This is a genomic window from Haloechinothrix sp. LS1_15, from assembly GCF_033042135.1.
Taxonomy (GTDB): Bacteria; Actinomycetota; Actinomycetes; order Mycobacteriales; family Pseudonocardiaceae; genus Haloechinothrix.
The window spans coordinates 66,942-83,310 of sequence record NZ_WBXM01000005.1 but is presented as its reverse complement, the minus strand read 5'-3'; the positions used below and the strand labels follow the sequence as shown (position 1 = coordinate 83,310).

Below are 16,369 nucleotides of genomic sequence, written 5' to 3'. Positions count from 1 at the left end.
GCGGGTCGGGGCTGTTGGGTTCGCTGCCCTCGCCCTGTGGCCGAATAACCCGACTGGTGTGCATGGGACTCTCGTGCTGGTCTGTCGCTTCTTGGGTCAGCTGTGAACGTGCAGTGGCTTCCCGGCCAGCGCGAGATGCGCCTCGCCGAGCGCTTCGGTCTGGGTCGGGTGCGCGTGGATCAACGGCGCCACATCTGCGGGGAACGCCTCCCAGTTGTAGATCAGCTGGGCCTCGCCGATCAGCTCACCGACGCGGTCCCCGACCAGGTGCAATCCCACGACGGGGCCGTCGGGGGCCTGGATCACCTTGACCGCGCCCGAGGTCTTGAGGATCTGGCTCCTTCCGTTGCCGCTGAGGTCGTAGGTGAACGAGGTGACGTTCGGCCCGTACCGCTCGCGAGCCTGGTCCTCCGACAACCCGACCGAGGCGACCTCAGGGCGGCAGTAGGTCACGCGGGGGATACCGGCCTCGTCGATCGGCTGCGGCTGCTGCCCCGCGATCTCCTCGGCCACGAAAATCCCCTGCGCGAATCCGCGATGCGCCAGCTGGTACCCGGCGACGATGTCGCCGACAGCGTAGACCCCTGGCAGGTTCGTCCGCAGCCGTTCGTCGGTGGTCACGAAACCGTTCTCCATGGCCACCCCGGCCTCGGCGAAGCCATGGCCTGCCGTGTTCGGTCCCCGCCCGACGGCCACGAGCAGCAGATCGGCCTCCAGCGTCTCGCCGGTCTCCAGCGAGACCTGCACGCCGTTGTCGTCCTGGGTGGCCCCGGTGAACTTCACGCCGGTCTTGAAACCGATCTTGCGTCGCCGGAACGCGCGCTCGAGTTGCTTCGACGCGAACTCGTCCTCGGCGGGTACGAGCCGGGGCAGTGCCTCGACGATCGTCACGTCGGCTCCGAACGATGCCCAGACGCTGGCGAACTCCACCCCGATCACGCCCCCGCCGAGCACCACGACGCGCTCGGGAACGTAGTCGAGGGTGAGTGCCTGCTCGCTGGCGACGACCCTGCCGCCCAGTTCCAGGCCCGGTAACGTCTTGGAATAGGAGCCGGTGGCAAGCAGCACGTTCGTTCCGGTGTAGCGGGTGCCATCCACCTCGACGGTGTTGTTGCCCACGAAGGTGCCACTGCCTTCGACGAAGGTGACGTTGTGCGCCTTCGCCAATCCGTGCAGGCCCTTGTACAGGCGGTTGACGATGCCGTCCTTGTACTTGTTGACCCCGGCGATGTCGACGCCCTCCAGGGAGGCCTTCACCCCGAACTGATCGGCCTCCCGTGCCGCATCGGCGATCTCGGCGGAGTGGAGCAGGGCCTTGGTGGGAATGCACCCGCGGTGCAGACACGTCCCTCCGAGCTTGTCCTTCTCGATAAGGGTCACGGACAGGCCCAGCTCGGCCGCACGGAATGCTGCGGCATAACCGCCCGATCCGCCACCAAGGATCACCAGGTCAGCGGAATGATCAGACACTTCGTACTCTCCTTGTGCAGGCTGTGCAGTTGAAGACGTCGACTCGTCCTCCCTGCCACCGGTGCTGCCGTGTGACCGGTGGCATACATCATCTTGTCACTCCCGTTGCCACCGTAGCGAGTTACCCGCGGGTGCGCGTGACCAACAGGGGAAAGATCGTGGTGATAATGGGAACAGGTACGGCGACGGTACGGAGCCGTTACCGCGCGTGCCGGTTGGCCTGCCGCGGCGGGGGAACCAGCCGTGGCGTAGTGGATCGACTGGAACTGAGGTGGTGTCGCGTGGGTCTATTCGACGCGTTTCGCAGGCGTCGCAGGTCGGGCCGGACTGCGGGGGTGGCGGGCAAGGCCGCCAAATCGGACTCCGAGGACATCGCGCATCTCGACGAGTGGGCCGCGCAGCGGCGCGGTGTCGAGGCGTTCGTGGAACCGGCCACCCGGATCACCGAGACCACCGTGGTGCTGATCGCCCATGACGGTGAGTGGACACGTCGCAGGATCGGCAGCCTGGACGCCGCCCAGAAGTTCGGCCACGAACGCGCGATGCCGGTGTACGAGGTCTCCAAGGTGGGATACCCGCAGCGGATGCGGGACTATACCGAGCGGCAGCGGATCATGCAGCGGCGCAGGCGACGCCAGGAGGACAGCTAGCGGGCGGCCAGTACCACCACATGTCAGGGGGTCACCCGCGGGAGCGCCGCAGCAGGTGCAGGTGCCCCTCCAGTAGTTCGCGGAAGCTCGCGTAGACGGTCGAACCGAGCTCGGGGTCGTACTCGATGGCGCGCCAGCCACTTGCCCCGCTCGCCACCCGTCGGATCTCGGCGGGCACGTCACGGGCGCCGGTGCCGCCTGCCGCGAGCGTGATGTCCACCAGCAGCACCAGCGCTGCGGTGAGCGGTGCGGGCTCGCTCACCGGCACCACCCCGCGCTCGGCTCTTGGGCGCAGTTCGGCCGCGCCGAGCATCCGGGGAAAGGCGACATCGGCGGGTAGGCCGTCGCTGGTCAGCAGGAACTCCCGGTAGTCGGGGGGAAGCTGGAGGCGCAACCGGCGTTCGGCCGCGCTGACGGCGGCGGGTGGCGCCGGCGCGGGTAGCGGGGCGGCGGGAAGGTCAGGGTGGCCGCGCATTGCCAGTATCTCTTCGAGGAGTTCGCGCATGCCACGCCCGCCGGAGCGGTCGATCTCGTCCCTCGGGTACCGCTGCCGGATCGCGGCCTGCAACTCCCCGGCGCAGCGCTGCGCCCAGTCGTGGTCGACCCCGAGCGACCCCGCGAGCGCGCCGTCGCGCAGCATCGGCGCCAGTGAGCGGCAGGCGCCGAGCATGGCCACCGGAGGCCACGTCCGCTGCCGCGCGAGCTCGCACCAGCGTCGCAGGGCAGCGTCCGTGGCTGCGCCGTCACCGCCGCGAGCGGCCTCGTCCGCTTCCCGCGCAGCCGCCCTGAGCGGATCGGCAGGCGTGATCCCGCCCTCCGCCGCGGCGATGTCGCGCGCGAGACCTGCGAGCGCGCCCGCGACGTCGTCCCCGGCGCGCTCGTCCCGATCTCCGTCCGCAACGGCACCCTCGGCCCCCTCCGCGACGTCGGCCCGTTCCCGCGCGAGATAGCGCTGGTGATCGCGCTCGACGGCGTCGAGGTCGGGCGGTGGCAGCTCGCGCGCCCAGCCTGGGCGGTCGGTCCGGTTGGCGAGCTGCACGGTGAGCGCCCTGGTGGATACCGCGTCGGTGTGCAGCTCGCCGACCTGCCCGCCGGTCGCGCGCCACCACGTGTCGATCACCTGGTCCGATGCGGCCTCGAACCCGCAACACGACAGCAGCAACCCGGTATGGGTGACGGTGGCGGCCAGCTGCGCGCGCGAGGCCGTCAGTGCGGTGCCGACCACCAGCTCGACATAGCCGTCCGGCTGCCAGCCCGGCAACCGTGGCTCGGGCAGCGGAACCGGGGACCAGGACACCCGCGTACTCCCGTCAGTCCCCGCTTCCCGCGATCTCCGCCAGCACGGCAGCCAGCGTACGCACCGGAACGCCGGTACCGCCCTTGCCGGTGTAGCCCCAGGCGGAGGTGGTGTTGTAGGCAGGACCCGCGACGTCGATGTGTGCCCAAGGCAGGTTCTCGGCCACGAACTCGCGGAGGAACACCCCGGCGACGAGCATGCCGCCCCAGCGATTGCCCGTCACGTTGGCGATGTCGGCCACCCGCGAATCGAGATCGGCACGCAGCTCCTCCGGCAGCGGCATCGCCCAGCCTCCCTCGCCGGTGCGCCGGGCCACGTCGGCGACGCGGTCCCGGAACTCGTCCGAACCCATCACCCCCGCGGTGCGGTTGCCGAGCGCGATCGGCTGCGCACCCGTGAGCGTGGAGGTCTCGATGAGGTAGTCCGGATCGTCCTCCGCTGCCCGCACGATGGCATCGGCCAGCACCAGACGCCCCTCGGCGTCGGTGTTGATCACCTCGACGGTCTTGCCGCCGTACATCTCCAACACATCCCCCGGCCGGTAGGCCGTGGCCGACGGCATGTTCTCCGCGAGCGGGAGGTAGGCGGTGACCTCGAGCGGGTAACGTAGCTTCGCGGCGAGCACGGCCGTCGCCAGCACCGCGGCGGCACCGGCCATGTCGGAGGTCATGTTCTCCATGTTCGCTGCGGGCTTGATGGAGATCCCGCCGGTGTCGAAGGTGATGCCCTTGCCGACGAGCGCGACCTTGGCCACCGGCCGCTCGCCCCGGTACCGCAGGCGCACCAGCCGCGGCTTCCTCGCCGAGCCACCGCCGACCCCCAGGATGCCGCCGTAACGGCCGCGCTCCAGGTCCTTCTCATCGAGCACCTCGACGCTCAGGCCCTCGGCCTCGGCCTGCTCGCGTGCCCGGTCGGCGAACGACGCCGGGAACAGCTCGTTGGGCGGGGTGTTCACCAGGTCCCGGGCGAGCGCGACCGCCGAGGCGATGGCCGACGCCGCGGTGAGGGTGTTCCGGTGCTCGTCGTGCTCTCCTGACACCGGCCGCAGCACCTCCACCTCGGTGAGGGAGTGGCCGTTCGGTTCCGACTTGTACTCGGTGAAGGTGTAGGCGCCGAGGGCGGTGCCTTCCACGCTCGCCTGCAGGTCTATCGCGGAGAGCGTGGTCAGCGCATGCGAGGCGCCGTTCAACGCCCTGGCCGCGGCGCCGCTGGCGCGCCGCACCTGCTCGGCGGTGACCCCGCCCTCGGCACGCTTACCCAGCCCTGCCGCGACGACCACGGGCGCGGTGAGCCTGCCGAATGTGGGTATCTTGACGACCTCGTCGGCCTTGCCCTTGGCGCCGAGCGCGCTGAGCACCTCGGTCAGTGTGCCGTCGAACGCGGCATCGACCGCCTGCGCGCCGTCGGCGACCTCGACGCCGTCCTCGCCCTGTACGGTGCCGATGATGACGGCCTCGGCACGGCTCGCGGTCACGGCGTCGTCCCGGTTGTCGATGAGCGTGAACTGGGGAAGGGTCACGAGTTGCTCCTTGCTTCCTGGTCGAGGATGTGGTCGAGCGTCGGGTCCCGGACGGTTGTGCACGGTCCAGCGGGCGTGGCCGGACTGAGTGCCATGCTATTGACGGGGCGCGCGGTGGTGTCACGAGAGGGTCGGTTGCACAGGCGGGACGGGTGCTCCGGAGTTCGCGCAGCGGGGAGGCTCGCGCTGGCCGGATGCGAGGCCGTGATAGTGGGTGCGCCGGACACGGTCGAGGTGGAGAGGGCGGTGACTGCGGGTGCTGCTCGGCGGCGGGCTGTTGATCGGTATCGCCGTTGGCGCGGCCGTCGGCGGCTGGTGGCTGCTCGGCGGGCTGCTGCTCGCGGGCGCGGTTGCCGCTGTCTCGGTGTGGTTCGACCGTCCTGCCTGGCCAGAAATGCGTGTCGCGGCGGCGATCGGTCTGGCGGCGCTGCTCGCGTCGACCTTCGCGCGGTACCTCGCCCCGGACCACGAGACGCTCGCCGGACTAGCGGTGCTGCTGGTCGCCGCCGCGATCACGGCGATGGACCCGCCGGTGCCGCGGCCGGTGTCGTGGACGCTCACCGCGACGCTGGCGGTGGCCGCCGTCGCCTTCGTGGCGGTCTGCGTTGCCGTCGCCCCCGTACCCTCGGCAGGAGCGAGCCCGGAAACCGAGCTGGCAGCAGCCGGGCAGGCGTGGTTGCCAGCCTTCCTGGCCGTGCCTGCGAGCGCCGCGGTGATGTTCGGGCTGTTCACTGTGACCACCCCCGTGAGGCGGCGCGCTATACCGCTGCTGCGGGTGGCCGGGTCGACCGCGGTGGCCGTCGCGGTGTCCGCCGCTGCGCTGTACCAGCTGGGCCCCCACAGGCTCGGACTGTCGCCGGTTCCGGTGCGGGACGCGCTGGTGGCCGCCGACGCAGCGGCGCTGACCGGCATGCTGCACGGTGTCGTGGTGCTGGCGACCGTGCCTGGGGCGGTCGTCGCGCTCCGCATCGCCGCCGACGGGCTCGTCGCCACACCGTTACCGGGAGCAGCAGCCGCCGGTAGCCGTGTGGCGCTGCCTGCGGTGGTGGCGGCACTCATGGCGTCGTTGCTGACACCGGTAACGGCGCTACTGCTGGCGTCGGGAGTTGCCGTGGTCGGCGTGGCGGCGGGGTGGGTGTACCCGCGTGGGAGGGGCGATCGCCGCGCCGCCACCAACGGTTTAAGCTGAGAGGCCTCGCGGGCGGAGCCGAGGTGCCCGCGCCGGGGAGCACCGGCGGTACCGGTGCCACGCCCGCGGCCCGTTGCGAAAAGACCTACCGGACGATTCCAGCTCGAGGATACGGTTCTGCCATGACGACCTCACTACCATTCACGCGAAACCTCAGCACCTCACCGGCGACCCCGGAGCGCGTAGCTGAGGTACTGGCGAATCCCGGTTTCGGCACCCAGTTCACCGACCACATGGTGACGGTGCGCTGGGACAGCGACCGCGGCTGGCACGACGCCACTGTCGAACCGTACGCGCCGATCACGCTGGATCCCGCCACCTCGGTGCTGCACTACGGTCAGGCGATCTTCGAAGGGCTGAAGGCCTACCGGCAGCCCGACGGATCGATCGCGTCGTTCCGGCCGGGACGCAACGCCGTTCGGTTCCGCCGCTCGGCCCGCAGGCTGGCCATCCCGGAGCTGCCGGACGAGGTCTTCCTCGACTCGCTGACGGAGCTGATCGCCGCCGACGGCCGGTGGGTTCCCGAGGGTGAGGGCGCCTCGCTGTACCTGCGGCCGTTCACCATCGCGACCGAGGCCAGCCTCGGTGTGAACCGGCCTGCCAATCGGTACCTCTACATGCTGATCGCCTCGCCTGCGGGATCGTACTTCGCCGGGGGAGTCAAGCCGGTCAGCGTGTGGCTGTCCACCGACTACACGCGCGCCGCCCCCGGGGGCACCGGCTACGTCAAGTGTGCAGGCAACTACGGTGCCTCGTTCGTCGCGCAGGCCCAGGCCGTGGAGCAGGGCTGCGACCAAGTGGTGTGGCTCGACGCGGTGGAGCATGCCTGGGTCGAGGAAATGGGGGGCATGAACCTGTTCTTCGTGTTCGGGTCCGGCGAGAACGCCCAGATCGTCACCCCCGAGCTCACCGGGAGCCTGCTTCCCGGCGTGACCCGGGACTCGCTGATCACGCTCTGCCAGGACTTCGGCTACCCGGTGACCGAGCGCAAGATCTCGACCGACGAATGGGAGAAGGCGGCTACATCGGGGGAACTTACCGAGGTGTTCGCCTGTGGCACCGCCGCGGTGATCACCCCGGTCGGGCACGTCAAGCATTCCGGTGGGGCCTTCGACATCGCCGGGGGCCAGCCGGGCGAGGTGACAATGCGGCTGCGTGAGGCACTGATCGGGATCCAGACGGGTCGGGATGCGGACCCGCACGGCTGGCGGTACACGCTGTCCTGAGTGGCCTCAGGCGCTCCCGACCCCGGAGCCGGGGTCGGGATGCGTCTCGTCGGGAGCCGCCCTGCCGTGATCGGCGTGCGCAGCCGTCGCCATCACCAGCACCGACAGTGCGGCGGGCGCCGCAGCGGCCGCCATCGGCAGCTCGAGGACCGGCTCCAGCTCCAGCCGGTCGAGCACCGCGGGGTGCGCGGGCTCCGGCAGCCGGTGGGTGGGGCGCCACCAGGCACGGGCACCGGGCACCAGCTCGGCTGCCATCAGCGCCGCCGCGGCCGCACCCAGACCGTCGAGTAGCACCGGGGTGCGTCGCACCGCGGCCTGTGCCAGGAAACCGGTCAGCGCCGCGATATCGGCGCCGCCGACGGTGCGCAACACCGCGACGGGGTCGGCCAGTACCGACCGGGCACGGCGCAGCGCATCCCGAACGGCAGCGGCCTTGCGCATCCACGCCGCATCGTCGATGCCGGAACCTCGGCCGGTGACGGCGACCGGCTCGGTACCGGTCAGCGCCGCGATGATCGCGGCGGCAGGAGTGGAGACCCCGACGCCGAGGGCGGTACCGAGCAGCAGATCGCTGCCGGAATCGATCTCGCCGTCGGCGATCGCCCTTCCTGCAGCCACGGCGGCGCGGGCCTCTGCATCGTCGAGCGCGTCGGCCACATCGATGGGCCGGGAGGAGCGGCACACCCGGAAGCGGGTATCGGCCAGGTGCGGATCGAGCTCACCCGCGAGACCGATGTCGACCATCCTCGGAGCGGGGTCGCCTGCCGAGCGCAGCAACCGCATCGCCGTTGCCGGGGGAGCGGGCTCGGTCAGCCACGCAGCCGTCGACCCCGCCGCGCGTACCGAGACGCCGCGTTCGGCGATACCGTGATCGGCGGCGAAGATCACGTGCCGTGGCCGTGCCAGCGGCTGCGGCGGGTAGTGGCCCTGGCACGCGGCGATCCAGCCAGCCAGCTCGTCGAGCACGCCGAGGCCATCGGCACGGGCCCCGCCACGCGCGCCCGCATGGGTGTGCCCGGTTGCCTGCCGTGCGGACTGCACGGGCGGTCCGCACGGCACCGGTGTGCTGAGTAGCGGCGGACCCGCGCGGGTCAGCGCCGCGGTGCGGGCCTGCTCGTCGGGGGTCGCGGCGCGGTCGAAGGTGACGGCCTGGGCGGCCGGGTCGTCACCTCCGGTGTGCTCGGGCGTCATGGCTGGCGACATCCTGGGGCTCGCCGGTTACCGCACCTTGACCGGATCACCCGGTTTCACCCGCGGCCGTGGGACGCGGAGCCTGCGCAACTGAGTGGCGCGCACGAAGGCGTACCAGCCGATCGAACGGCCCTTGATGGTCTCGTTCGGGAAGTGCTCCCTGGCAAGGCGGGTGATCCTGCGACCGTTGGACACGCCCTCGATCACCATGCCGAACAGCATCACCGTGGTCACCAGCGTGGCCCACTGCTGGATGGCGGGATCCGGCACCAGCAGCGACATGAACACGATGATCGCCAGCGGCATGAACAGGCCGAGCAGGTTGCGGCGCGAGTCGACCACGTCGCGGACGAAGGCCTTCACCGGGCCGCGATCCCTCGGCAGCAGGTACCGTTCGTCCCCGGCCATCATGCGTTCCCTGCGTTCCTTGGCCGCGGCCTTGCGCTCCTCCTTGGTCATCTTCGAGGCAGGGCTCTGCTTGCGCAGCTGCCTGCTCCGTTTGATGGCCTCCCGGGTGTTGCGCGGTGGCGGTGGCACGGGGCCGCGCTTACCCGGCGCGGCCTGGTTCCGGCGCGGGGTCGGCCGCCCCTTCTTCGGGGTAGCCCCCTTCGGAGCCTGCTGGTCCACCTCGTCGACGCCTGCCTCGGTCTCGCTGTCGGCGTCGTTGTCAGCTGCGGACGTGTTACGACGGAAGAACCTCACTTCACCAGGGTATTGTAGGGGTCACGTTGATGTTCAGGTGGCCACGGCATGTGTCACCATGGACGTGGTGCCATCAACGCCGGAGCTCATCGGAATGCTCCGGGTCGATGGTGACGTTCACCCTGGTGGACGCGAACGACGCACCAGAGCGACACCGTAAGGGAGTGCCATGACGACTGCTGAGCAGACCGGCGAACAGCCGGGAACCGCCGAGGCCACGCACGGGGTGGTCCTGACAGACGCTGCGGCGGCCAAGGCGAAGGCCCTGCTCGAGCAGGAGGGCCGGGACGACATGCACCTGCGCCTCGCTGTGCAGCCTGGTGGGTGTGCGGGCCTCCGCTACCAGCTGTTCTTTGACGAGCGCACGTTGGACGGGGATCTCTTCCGCGAGTTCAACGGCCTGCAGGTGGCTGTTGACCGGATGAGTGCTCCCTACGTGCAGGAAGCCGTCATCGACTTCGTCGACACCATCGAGAAGCAGGGTTTCACCATCGAAAACCCCCAGGCCACGGGGTCGTGCGCCTGCGGGGACTCGTTCAACTGAGATCGTGCGCGCCGCCGTCGGCCGTGGCGAGGCGTGACGGAGTTGTCGCGAGTGGGGCCGCGAGCCTGCAGGCTCGCGGCCCCACTGCCTAATTCGCGGTGGTCTGGCCGGGGCTAGACGTACTCGTCGAGCTCGGCGACGTGTTGCCGACAGCGCTCGTCGATCTCCCACGCGGGCGCCGTTTCCGCTGCCCGGCTCGCCGTTGCGGTCGCAGCAGCACGCATCCTGGGGATCGCACCGCAATCCGCGATCAGTTCCTGCAAGCTTTCCGGCTCCGTTACCTTCGTCACATCCGCGACCGTAGAGGGTCGAGCAGGAACGCGACACCCTTACCTCCGAGTAATATCCACCAGCCTCCGCTGCGGTCACCCGTCCGAGGGAAGCCGGAGGCAAGGCTGGTGAGCCGAAGGCCTCCTTCGGTACATATCCGGTACCCGAGGACCCCTTCGGCTCGCACCGCCGAACCGAGCGCAACCGGGGTTTTGGCTTTCCGGAGTCAGAGCTTCACGGGGTAGTGGGGCTCCGGAACCTCCGGTTTGATGCGGCCCTCGATGAAGATGCCGTGCCAGAGCATGAAGACCAGCAGCGCCCAGATGCGCCTGCTGTGGTCGACGTTCCCGTCACGATGATCCGCGAGCATACGCAGCACGGCGGGCTTGTCGATCACCTCGTTGGTGGCCGAGTCATTGATGATTCCTTGCGCCCAGTCGTACATCTCGTCGCGCAGCCAGTAGCGGATCGGGACAGGGAAACCGAGCTTGCGGCGGTTCAGCACGTGTTCCGGGACGATCATCGCCAGCGCGCGACGCAGCGCGTGCTTGGTGGTCTCCTTGGTGACCTTCTCATCCAGCGGGATGTCGGCCGCGACCTCGAAAACCGCGGAGTCGAGAAACGGCACGCGCAGCTCGAGCGAGTTGGCCATGGTCATCTTGTCGGCTTTGACCAGAATGTCGCCGCGTAGCCAGGTGAACAGGTCGACATGCTGCATCCGGGCGACCGGGTCCCATCCCTGGGAGATGCGGTAGGGCTCGGCGGTGACGTCGCGGTGCCCCACGGTGCCGTCGAAGCAGCGCAGCACCTCGGCGAGCTGGTCCTGGCGGAACAACCGGGCATTGCCGTAGTAACGCTCCTCCAGCGGCAACGACCCGCGACGCAGGAGATCCTTGCCTCGTCTGCCCTCCGGCATCCGTGTCGATACCGCTGCGAGCAACCTCCGGATTCCGCCGGGCAGCTTCTCGAACGGTGCCAGTGATATCGGCTCGCGGTAGATGGTGTAGCCGCCGAAGAGCTCGTCCGCGCCCTCGCCGGACAGCACGACCTTGACGTGCTTGCGTGCCTCTCGCGCGACGAACCACAGCGGCACCAGCGCTGGGTCGGCCACCGGGTCATCCAGGTACCAGACGATCAACGGCAGTACGTCCATCATCTCCTGTGCGGAGACGGTCCGCACCACGTGCTCGACTCCGATGGCCTCCGCCGACTCCACCGCGACATCGACTTCCGAGTAGCCCTCGCGCTCGAAGCCGGTCGTGAAAGTGATCAGGTTCGGGTTGTGTTCGGCCGCCAGCGCGGCGATCGCGGTGGAGTCGATACCCCCCGACAGGAACGCGCCGACGGTGACGTCGGCGCGCATGTGCTTGGCCACCGAGTCCCGCAGCACCTCGGCGATACGGTGATGCAGCGCATCAGCCTCCCCGCTGCCGGTGACCTGCCGTGCGGTGAACTCGGGGAAGAAGTACCGCTCGATCACCGGCTGCTCACCTGGCCGCACCGTGATCGAGCAGCCGGACTCGACCCGCCGGATGGTGGTGTGCAGGCTTTCCGGCTCCGGGACGTACTGCAACGTCAGGTAATGCTGCAAGGCCGTGCGGTCCAGCTCCTCGGCGATACCCAGTGTGCCCGCGAGCTCGAGGAGGCTCTTCTTCTCGCTCGACAATGCCGTGCCGGTGGGGCCGGTGGCGTAGAACAGCGGCTTGATGCCGAACGGGTCGCGCGCGCCGAAGGCCAGACGCTGGTGCGCATCCCAGATCACGAACGCGAACATGCCGCGGAGCCTGCGCAGCGCCGCCGTGCCGAGGTAATGATATGCGGCGATGATCACTTCGCTGTCGCCTGAGGTGTGAAACACAGCACCGTACTGTGTGATCAGTTCCTCACGGAGCTCGAGATAGTTGTAGATCTCGCCGTTGAACAGCAGCGTGTAGCGGTCGGGCGCATCGGAAGGTCCCCAGGTCAGCGGCTGATGGGAGTGTTCGATGTCGATGATCGACAGGCGGTTGAAGCCGTAGACCACCTCGTCGGCGGCCCAGGTGTCGCTCTCGTCCGGTCCGCGATGTCGCTGACAGTGCAAGGCCGACGCGACCGCGGGGCGGGCGCGCTCCGCGCTGTCTGTCGTGCCGCAGATGAGTCCGAGCAAGCCGCACACGCCGATCCTCGCAATCCGTCGCCGTCACGCACCATCACGTACGTCCTGGTCGCTCACCAGGCCCGGAACCGCCTGGCCGGTGGCATCCCAGTATGCCGCGCGCGCCGAGGCCGACGATCACCGGTGGGGCCAGGGCACCGGCAGTCCGGGTCCGCCGAGCACGCTCCCCCGCGCGCAGAATCCGGTGGAGTTTCGGCTAGGCTCCGCTCCAGCGTTCGACATACATTGCTGAGGAGGCGTGGCGCAGTGACTCTGAAGGAGCGCAACCCGGCAACGCGATTGTCCAGGGTCGGCAAGGCCACCGCGCTTGCCGGCGCGGTGGCACTCACGGTGACGGGTTGCTCGGCCGAGGAGGTTCTGCGATTCGGATGGCCGGAAGGCATCACCCCGCAGGCCGAGGAGATGCGTCATCTCTGGACCGGCGCGACGGTGGCCGCCCTGGTCGTCGGCGTGATCGTGTGGGGTCTGATCCTCTGGTCGGTTGCCTTCCACCGGAAGAAGAAGGGTGACTCCGACGAGCTCCCCCGGCAGTTCCAGTACAACGTGCCGCTGGAGCTCTTCTGCGTGGTCATCCCGGTCGTGATGGTGTGCGTGCTGTTCTTCTTCACGGTCACCACCGAGTTCTCGGTGCTCGAGGAGGAGGACGACCCCGACGTGTCCGTCGAGGCGATCGGCTTCCAGTGGAACTGGGAGTTCCGCCATCACAACGCCGAAACCCCGGACGGAAACCCGGTCAGCACCGTCGGCAGTACCGACGAGATCCCGATCCTCGTGTTGCCGACCGACCGCACGATCGAGTACGAGGTGCGCTCCACGGACGTGATCCACTCGTTCTGGGTGCCGGAGTTCCTGTTCAAGCGCGACGTGTTCCCCGAGCCCGAGCGCAACAACCAGGACAACACCTTCCAGAACACCATCGAACGGGAAGGCTCGTTCGTCGGCCGGTGTGCCGAGCTCTGCGGCACCTACCACTCGATGATGAACTTCGAGGTGCGCGCGGTCTCCCCGGAGCAGTACGACGAGTACCTCGGCCTGAAGTCGCAGATCAACGAGCAGACCGGTGAGCCGTACACCACCCCGGAGGCGCTGGACGAGATGGGCTTGCCGCCGCGGGCCGAGACGACCACGCCGTTCGACCCGGATCGCACCGCCCGCGAGCCGTCCGGCTGAACCGCCGGTCATGGCGCGGTTCGGGACCGTCTACCCTGCAGACTGTCGTCATAAAGCGCAAGGAGTGAGGGCCTTTCCATGAAGGTCGAAGCCCGGATATTCGACATCGTCACAGTGTTCGCCGTGGTCGTGGCGGTGATCTACGGTGTGGGCACCCACCTGTGGATGCCGTACGGGATCGAGCCGATCGGCACGATCGCGTTGATCCTCACCGCCGGGCTGTCGCTGATGATCGGCAGCTACTTCCGCTTCGTGGAGCGCCGGATCACGCACCGGCCGGAGGACCGCGACGATGCGGAGATCCACGAGGGTGCGGGCGATCTCGGATTCTTCAGCCCGGGAAGTTACTGGCCGCTCGGTATCGCCGCTGGTGCGGCGTTGGCGGGGATCGCGCTGGCGATCGGGCAGTGGTGGATGGTGATCGTCGCTACCGGAATGATCCTGATTACGGTGGGCGGGCTCGTCTTCGAGTACCACTCACGCCCGCCGCAGAAGACCTGATCAGCTCGCTGAGACGGCAGCGGCACCGGACACCGCGTTTCCTCTTACTAGATCGACGTGTCAGTCCTGTTGCGCCTGCCGCAGGTGCTGTGAGGTCCGCGCCCAGTCGTCGAGCAGCGTGGCCGCCTTGCCGGAATCCACGGCCGCGGCTGCTTGCTCAAGGCCAGCGCTGAGGTCGTCGTCGAGCGAGGTGGAGAAGCCGCGGTGCGCCGCGAGGGCGGCGGCGGCGTTGAGCAGCACGGCGTCCCTGACCGGCCCGCGCTCGCCCGCGACAAGACTGCGTATCACCCGGGCATTGTGTGCGGCGTCGCCGCCGCGTAGGTCATCGGCTTTCGCCAGCGGGATGCCGAGTCTCTCGGGATGCACGGTGGCCTGCCGTAGCTCGCCCCGGTCAACCACCCAGGCTGTGCTCGTGGTCGTCGTGGTGAGCTCGTCGAGGCCGTCGTCGCCACGCACGACCATCACGCTGGCCGATCGCCCGGCGAATACCTCGGCCAGCACGCGCACCTTCTCGGGGTAGGCACAGCCGATGAGGCCCGCCCGTGGCTGCGCCGGGTTGGTCAGCGGGCCGAGCAGGTTGAACGTAGTGGGTACCCCCAGCTCCTTGCGGGGCGAGGCGGCGTGCCGCAACGCCGGGTGGAACAGCGGAGCGAAACAGAACCCGATGCCCACCTCGGCGACGCAGTCGACTACGGCAGCGGGGGAAAGGTCGATGGCCACGCCGAGTGCCTCGAGCACGTCCGCGGTTCCGGCCTGCGAGGATGCGGCCCGGTTGCCGTGCTTGACCACAGGGACGCCTGCCGCGGCGACGACAAGCGAGGTCATCGTGGAGATGTTCACAGTTCCCGCGCGATCGCCCCCGGTACCGACGATGTCCACCGCACCCGTCGGGGGGGTTGGTACCTCGATCCGGTGCGCGTGGGCGAGCATCTCGTCGGCCATCCCGGCGATCTCGTGGGCCGTCTCACCCTTGGCGCGCAGCGCCGTGGCAAAGCCCGCGATCTGCGCGGGGGTGGCATCGCCCGACATCACCTCGCGCATGACCCACGCCGTCTCCTCCGCGGTGAGATCGATGCCACGGATGAGCCGGTCGAGCACGCCTGCCCAGCTGTGTTCGGCCCGCCCGGTGCGCTCGGCCTGCCCGGTCACTGCGCTGCTCCCTGCCCCCGCAGCTCGGTCGGCGCGGGCAGGTTCCTGCCGCGGAGCAGCTCGGCAACGGTGTCGGCGGTCGCGATCGGATCCAGCGGGTGCACCAGTACGGCATCGGCACGCGACCAGGTGGCCAGCCAGCGATCGTCGCGCCTGCGGGCCGTCACCAGGATCGGTGGGCATTCGGCCACCTCGTCCCTGAGCTGCCGCGCCAGCCCCATCCCGCCGGTCGGCTGCGCCTCCCCGTCCAGCACGGCCAGGTCCACGGTGCCCGCGTCGACCTGGGCGATCACGTCGGCCACCCGAGCTGCTTCGATGTAGCTCACGCGTCCGATGTCCGCGGCTGGGCGGCGGCCGATCGCTGTGATGATCGACTCACGTACATCATCCCGGTGACTGTAGACCAGGATGGTGTGCGGTTCACTCCTCATAACAACCGCCTTCGAGGTTGGATCCGGCTAGCTACCGGCGAGCCGCCTGTCGGCTGCCGACCAGCTGCCGACTGGCACTGCTGGTACGGCGATCGTAGCCGGAGCCGCGCTGTGCACACCCCAGGGGCGGTGCCGGCACCGGCGCCGGGTGATGATCGACTTCGTAGCCTGCGGTGAGGCAGGCCGATCGCGGCAAGAGGTGGACCCGACGGTAAGTCCGGGGTCAAGGGAGGACATAATGCCAGGCGTGAGTACGGCAGCGCCCACGATGAGCCATCGCGTGCACTCGCTGAACCGGCCCAACATGGTCAGCGTCGGCACGATCGTCTGGCTCGCCAGCGAGTTGATGTTCTTCGCTGGGCTCTTCGCGATGTTCTTCACCGTGAAGGCCCAGAACCAGACCGGTGTCTGGCCGCCGATCCACCCGGATACGGGTGAGCAAATCTACCTGGACCTCGGACACGCCCTCCCGTTCACGATCATCCTCGTGGCGTCCTCGTTCACCTGCCAGCTAGGGGTGTTCGCGGCCGAGCGGGGGGACGTCTTCGGGCTGCGTCGCTGGTACCTGCTCACCTTCGTGATGGGCTCGATCTTCGTGGCCGGAGCCATCTGGGAGTACATCAACAAGGCTGCGCAGCAGGTGACGATCTCCTCCGATCCGTTCGGCACGGTGTTCTACATGACCACCGGCTTCCACCTGCTGCACGTGATCGGCGGGCTCGCCGCGTTCGTCTACCTGTTGATCAGGACACACCTGGCGAAGTTCACACCGCAGCAGGCGACCTCGGCGATCGTGGTGTCCTACTACTGGCACTTCGTCGACGTCGTGTGGATCGGCCTCTTCACGGTGATCTACTTTGTGCCGTGACGTGCCGCGCGGCGAGCGCAGCACGACAGCGACCACA

16 protein-coding genes are annotated in these 16,369 nt (G+C 69.0%); 7 read left to right on the top strand and 9 right to left on the bottom strand.

Annotation, left to right across the window (positions count from 1 at the left end):
* Positions 1 to 96: 96 nt before the first annotated feature.
* The gene (gene lpdA / locus F8178_RS09665) at positions 97 to 1,470 is read right to left on the bottom strand and encodes a dihydrolipoyl dehydrogenase (protein WP_317494380.1); all 1,374 of its coding nucleotides are present in this window, start codon (positions 1,468 to 1,470) and stop codon (positions 97 to 99) included.
* Between the two features lie 281 nt (positions 1,471 to 1,751).
* On the opposite strand from lpdA, the gene F8178_RS09660 reads away from it, so the two are divergent.
* Positions 1,752 to 2,120, top strand: coding sequence for an oxidoreductase (locus tag F8178_RS09660; RefSeq protein WP_317494379.1), 369 nt, complete (start codon positions 1,752 to 1,754; stop codon positions 2,118 to 2,120).
* A 31-nt stretch (positions 2,121 to 2,151) separates the two neighbouring features.
* Here F8178_RS09660 and F8178_RS09655 read toward each other — a convergent pair whose 3' ends face one another.
* Both F8178_RS09655 and F8178_RS09650 read right to left on the bottom strand, forming a co-directional pair.
* Positions 2,152 to 3,417 carry a hypothetical protein gene (locus F8178_RS09655; protein ID WP_317494378.1) on the bottom strand — a complete coding sequence of 422 codons (1,266 nt, stop codon included), beginning with the start codon at positions 3,415 to 3,417 and terminating at the stop codon, positions 2,152 to 2,154.
* A gap of 13 nt (positions 3,418 to 3,430) precedes the next feature.
* Positions 3,431 to 4,936 carry a leucyl aminopeptidase gene (locus F8178_RS09650; protein ID WP_317494377.1) on the bottom strand — a complete coding sequence of 502 codons (1,506 nt, stop codon included), beginning with the start codon at positions 4,934 to 4,936 and terminating at the stop codon, positions 3,431 to 3,433.
* Between the two features lie 256 nt (positions 4,937 to 5,192).
* On the opposite strand from F8178_RS09650, the gene F8178_RS09645 reads away from it, so the two are divergent.
* Both F8178_RS09645 and F8178_RS09640 read left to right on the top strand, forming a co-directional pair.
* On the top strand, positions 5,193 to 6,125 hold the full coding sequence (locus F8178_RS09645) for a hypothetical protein (RefSeq protein WP_317494376.1): 933 nt from the start codon (positions 5,193 to 5,195) through the stop codon (positions 6,123 to 6,125).
* 122 nt (positions 6,126 to 6,247) lie between these two features.
* Positions 6,248 to 7,351, top strand: coding sequence for a branched-chain amino acid aminotransferase (locus F8178_RS09640; RefSeq protein ID WP_317494375.1), 1,104 nt, complete (start codon positions 6,248 to 6,250; stop codon positions 7,349 to 7,351).
* 6 nt (positions 7,352 to 7,357) lie between these two features.
* Here the strand turns inward: F8178_RS09640 and F8178_RS09635 are convergent, their stop codons facing one another.
* Both F8178_RS09635 and F8178_RS09630 read right to left on the bottom strand, forming a co-directional pair.
* Complete coding sequence (locus F8178_RS09635) at positions 7,358 to 8,542, bottom strand: nicotinate-nucleotide--dimethylbenzimidazole phosphoribosyltransferase (RefSeq protein ID WP_317494374.1); 1,185 nt, start codon at positions 8,540 to 8,542, stop codon at positions 7,358 to 7,360.
* A 27-nt stretch (positions 8,543 to 8,569) separates the two neighbouring features.
* Positions 8,570 to 9,244, bottom strand: a complete 675-nt coding sequence (locus tag F8178_RS09630; protein ID WP_317494373.1) for a DUF3043 domain-containing protein — start codon at positions 9,242 to 9,244, stop codon at positions 8,570 to 8,572.
* Positions 9,245 to 9,413: 169 nt separating this feature from the next.
* Here F8178_RS09630 and F8178_RS09625 point away from each other — a divergent pair, with 169 nt between their 5' ends.
* The gene (locus F8178_RS09625) at positions 9,414 to 9,788 is read left to right on the top strand and encodes an iron-sulfur cluster assembly accessory protein (RefSeq protein WP_317494372.1); all 375 of its coding nucleotides are present in this window, start codon (positions 9,414 to 9,416) and stop codon (positions 9,786 to 9,788) included.
* Between the two features lie 113 nt (positions 9,789 to 9,901).
* Here F8178_RS09625 and F8178_RS09620 read toward each other — a convergent pair whose 3' ends face one another.
* Positions 9,902 to 10,078 (bottom strand): hypothetical protein, encoded by a 177-nt coding sequence (locus F8178_RS09620; RefSeq protein WP_317494371.1) that lies wholly within the window; start codon positions 10,076 to 10,078, stop codon positions 9,902 to 9,904.
* A 206-nt stretch (positions 10,079 to 10,284) separates the two neighbouring features.
* Positions 10,285 to 12,213 (bottom strand): asparagine synthase (glutamine-hydrolyzing), encoded by a 1,929-nt coding sequence (asnB, locus tag F8178_RS09615; protein ID WP_317494370.1) that lies wholly within the window; start codon positions 12,211 to 12,213, stop codon positions 10,285 to 10,287.
* A 246-nt stretch (positions 12,214 to 12,459) separates the two neighbouring features.
* Here asnB and F8178_RS09610 point away from each other — a divergent pair, with 246 nt between their 5' ends.
* Together F8178_RS09610 and F8178_RS09605 are read left to right on the top strand one after the other, a co-directional pair.
* Positions 12,460 to 13,383 (top strand): cytochrome c oxidase subunit II, encoded by a 924-nt coding sequence (locus F8178_RS09610; RefSeq protein ID WP_317494369.1) that lies wholly within the window; start codon positions 12,460 to 12,462, stop codon positions 13,381 to 13,383.
* Between the two features lie 78 nt (positions 13,384 to 13,461).
* Positions 13,462 to 13,884 (top strand): cytochrome c oxidase subunit 4, encoded by a 423-nt coding sequence (locus tag F8178_RS09605; protein WP_317494368.1) that lies wholly within the window; start codon positions 13,462 to 13,464, stop codon positions 13,882 to 13,884.
* A gap of 60 nt (positions 13,885 to 13,944) precedes the next feature.
* Here the strand turns inward: F8178_RS09605 and trpD are convergent, their stop codons facing one another.
* Positions 13,945 to 15,033: an anthranilate phosphoribosyltransferase gene (gene trpD / locus F8178_RS09600; protein WP_317494367.1), complete on the bottom strand. Its 1,089-nt coding sequence runs from the start codon at positions 15,031 to 15,033 to the stop codon at positions 13,945 to 13,947.
* Positions 15,030 to 15,464 (bottom strand): hypothetical protein, encoded by a 435-nt coding sequence (locus F8178_RS09595; protein WP_317494366.1) that lies wholly within the window; start codon positions 15,462 to 15,464, stop codon positions 15,030 to 15,032. The genes trpD and F8178_RS09595 overlap by 4 nt, the downstream gene beginning before the upstream one ends.
* Positions 15,465 to 15,702: 238 nt before the next feature.
* Here F8178_RS09595 and F8178_RS09590 point away from each other — a divergent pair, with 238 nt between their 5' ends.
* The gene (locus F8178_RS09590; protein WP_317494365.1) at positions 15,703 to 16,332 is read left to right on the top strand and encodes a heme-copper oxidase subunit III; all 630 of its coding nucleotides are present in this window, start codon (positions 15,703 to 15,705) and stop codon (positions 16,330 to 16,332) included.
* Positions 16,333 to 16,369: the final 37 nt, after the last annotated feature.

What these genes read in the sequence shown, in the direction of transcription:
- F8178_RS09595 (WP_317494366.1), bottom strand. Translation starts at nt 15,464, where the DNA reads ATGAGGAGTGAACCGCACACCATCCTGGTCTACAGTCACCGGGATGAT.
- F8178_RS09590 (WP_317494365.1), top strand. Translation starts at nt 15,703, where the DNA reads ATGCCAGGCGTGAGTACGGCAGCGCCCACGATGAGCCATCGCGTGCAC.
- F8178_RS09625 (WP_317494372.1), top strand. Translation starts at nt 9,414, where the DNA reads ATGACGACTGCTGAGCAGACCGGCGAACAGCCGGGAACCGCCGAGGCC.
- F8178_RS09640 (WP_317494375.1), top strand. Translation starts at nt 6,248, where the DNA reads ATGACGACCTCACTACCATTCACGCGAAACCTCAGCACCTCACCGGCG.
- F8178_RS09605 (WP_317494368.1), top strand. Translation starts at nt 13,462, where the DNA reads ATGAAGGTCGAAGCCCGGATATTCGACATCGTCACAGTGTTCGCCGTG.
- F8178_RS09635 (WP_317494374.1), bottom strand. Translation starts at nt 8,542, where the DNA reads ATGACGCCCGAGCACACCGGAGGTGACGACCCGGCCGCCCAGGCCGTC.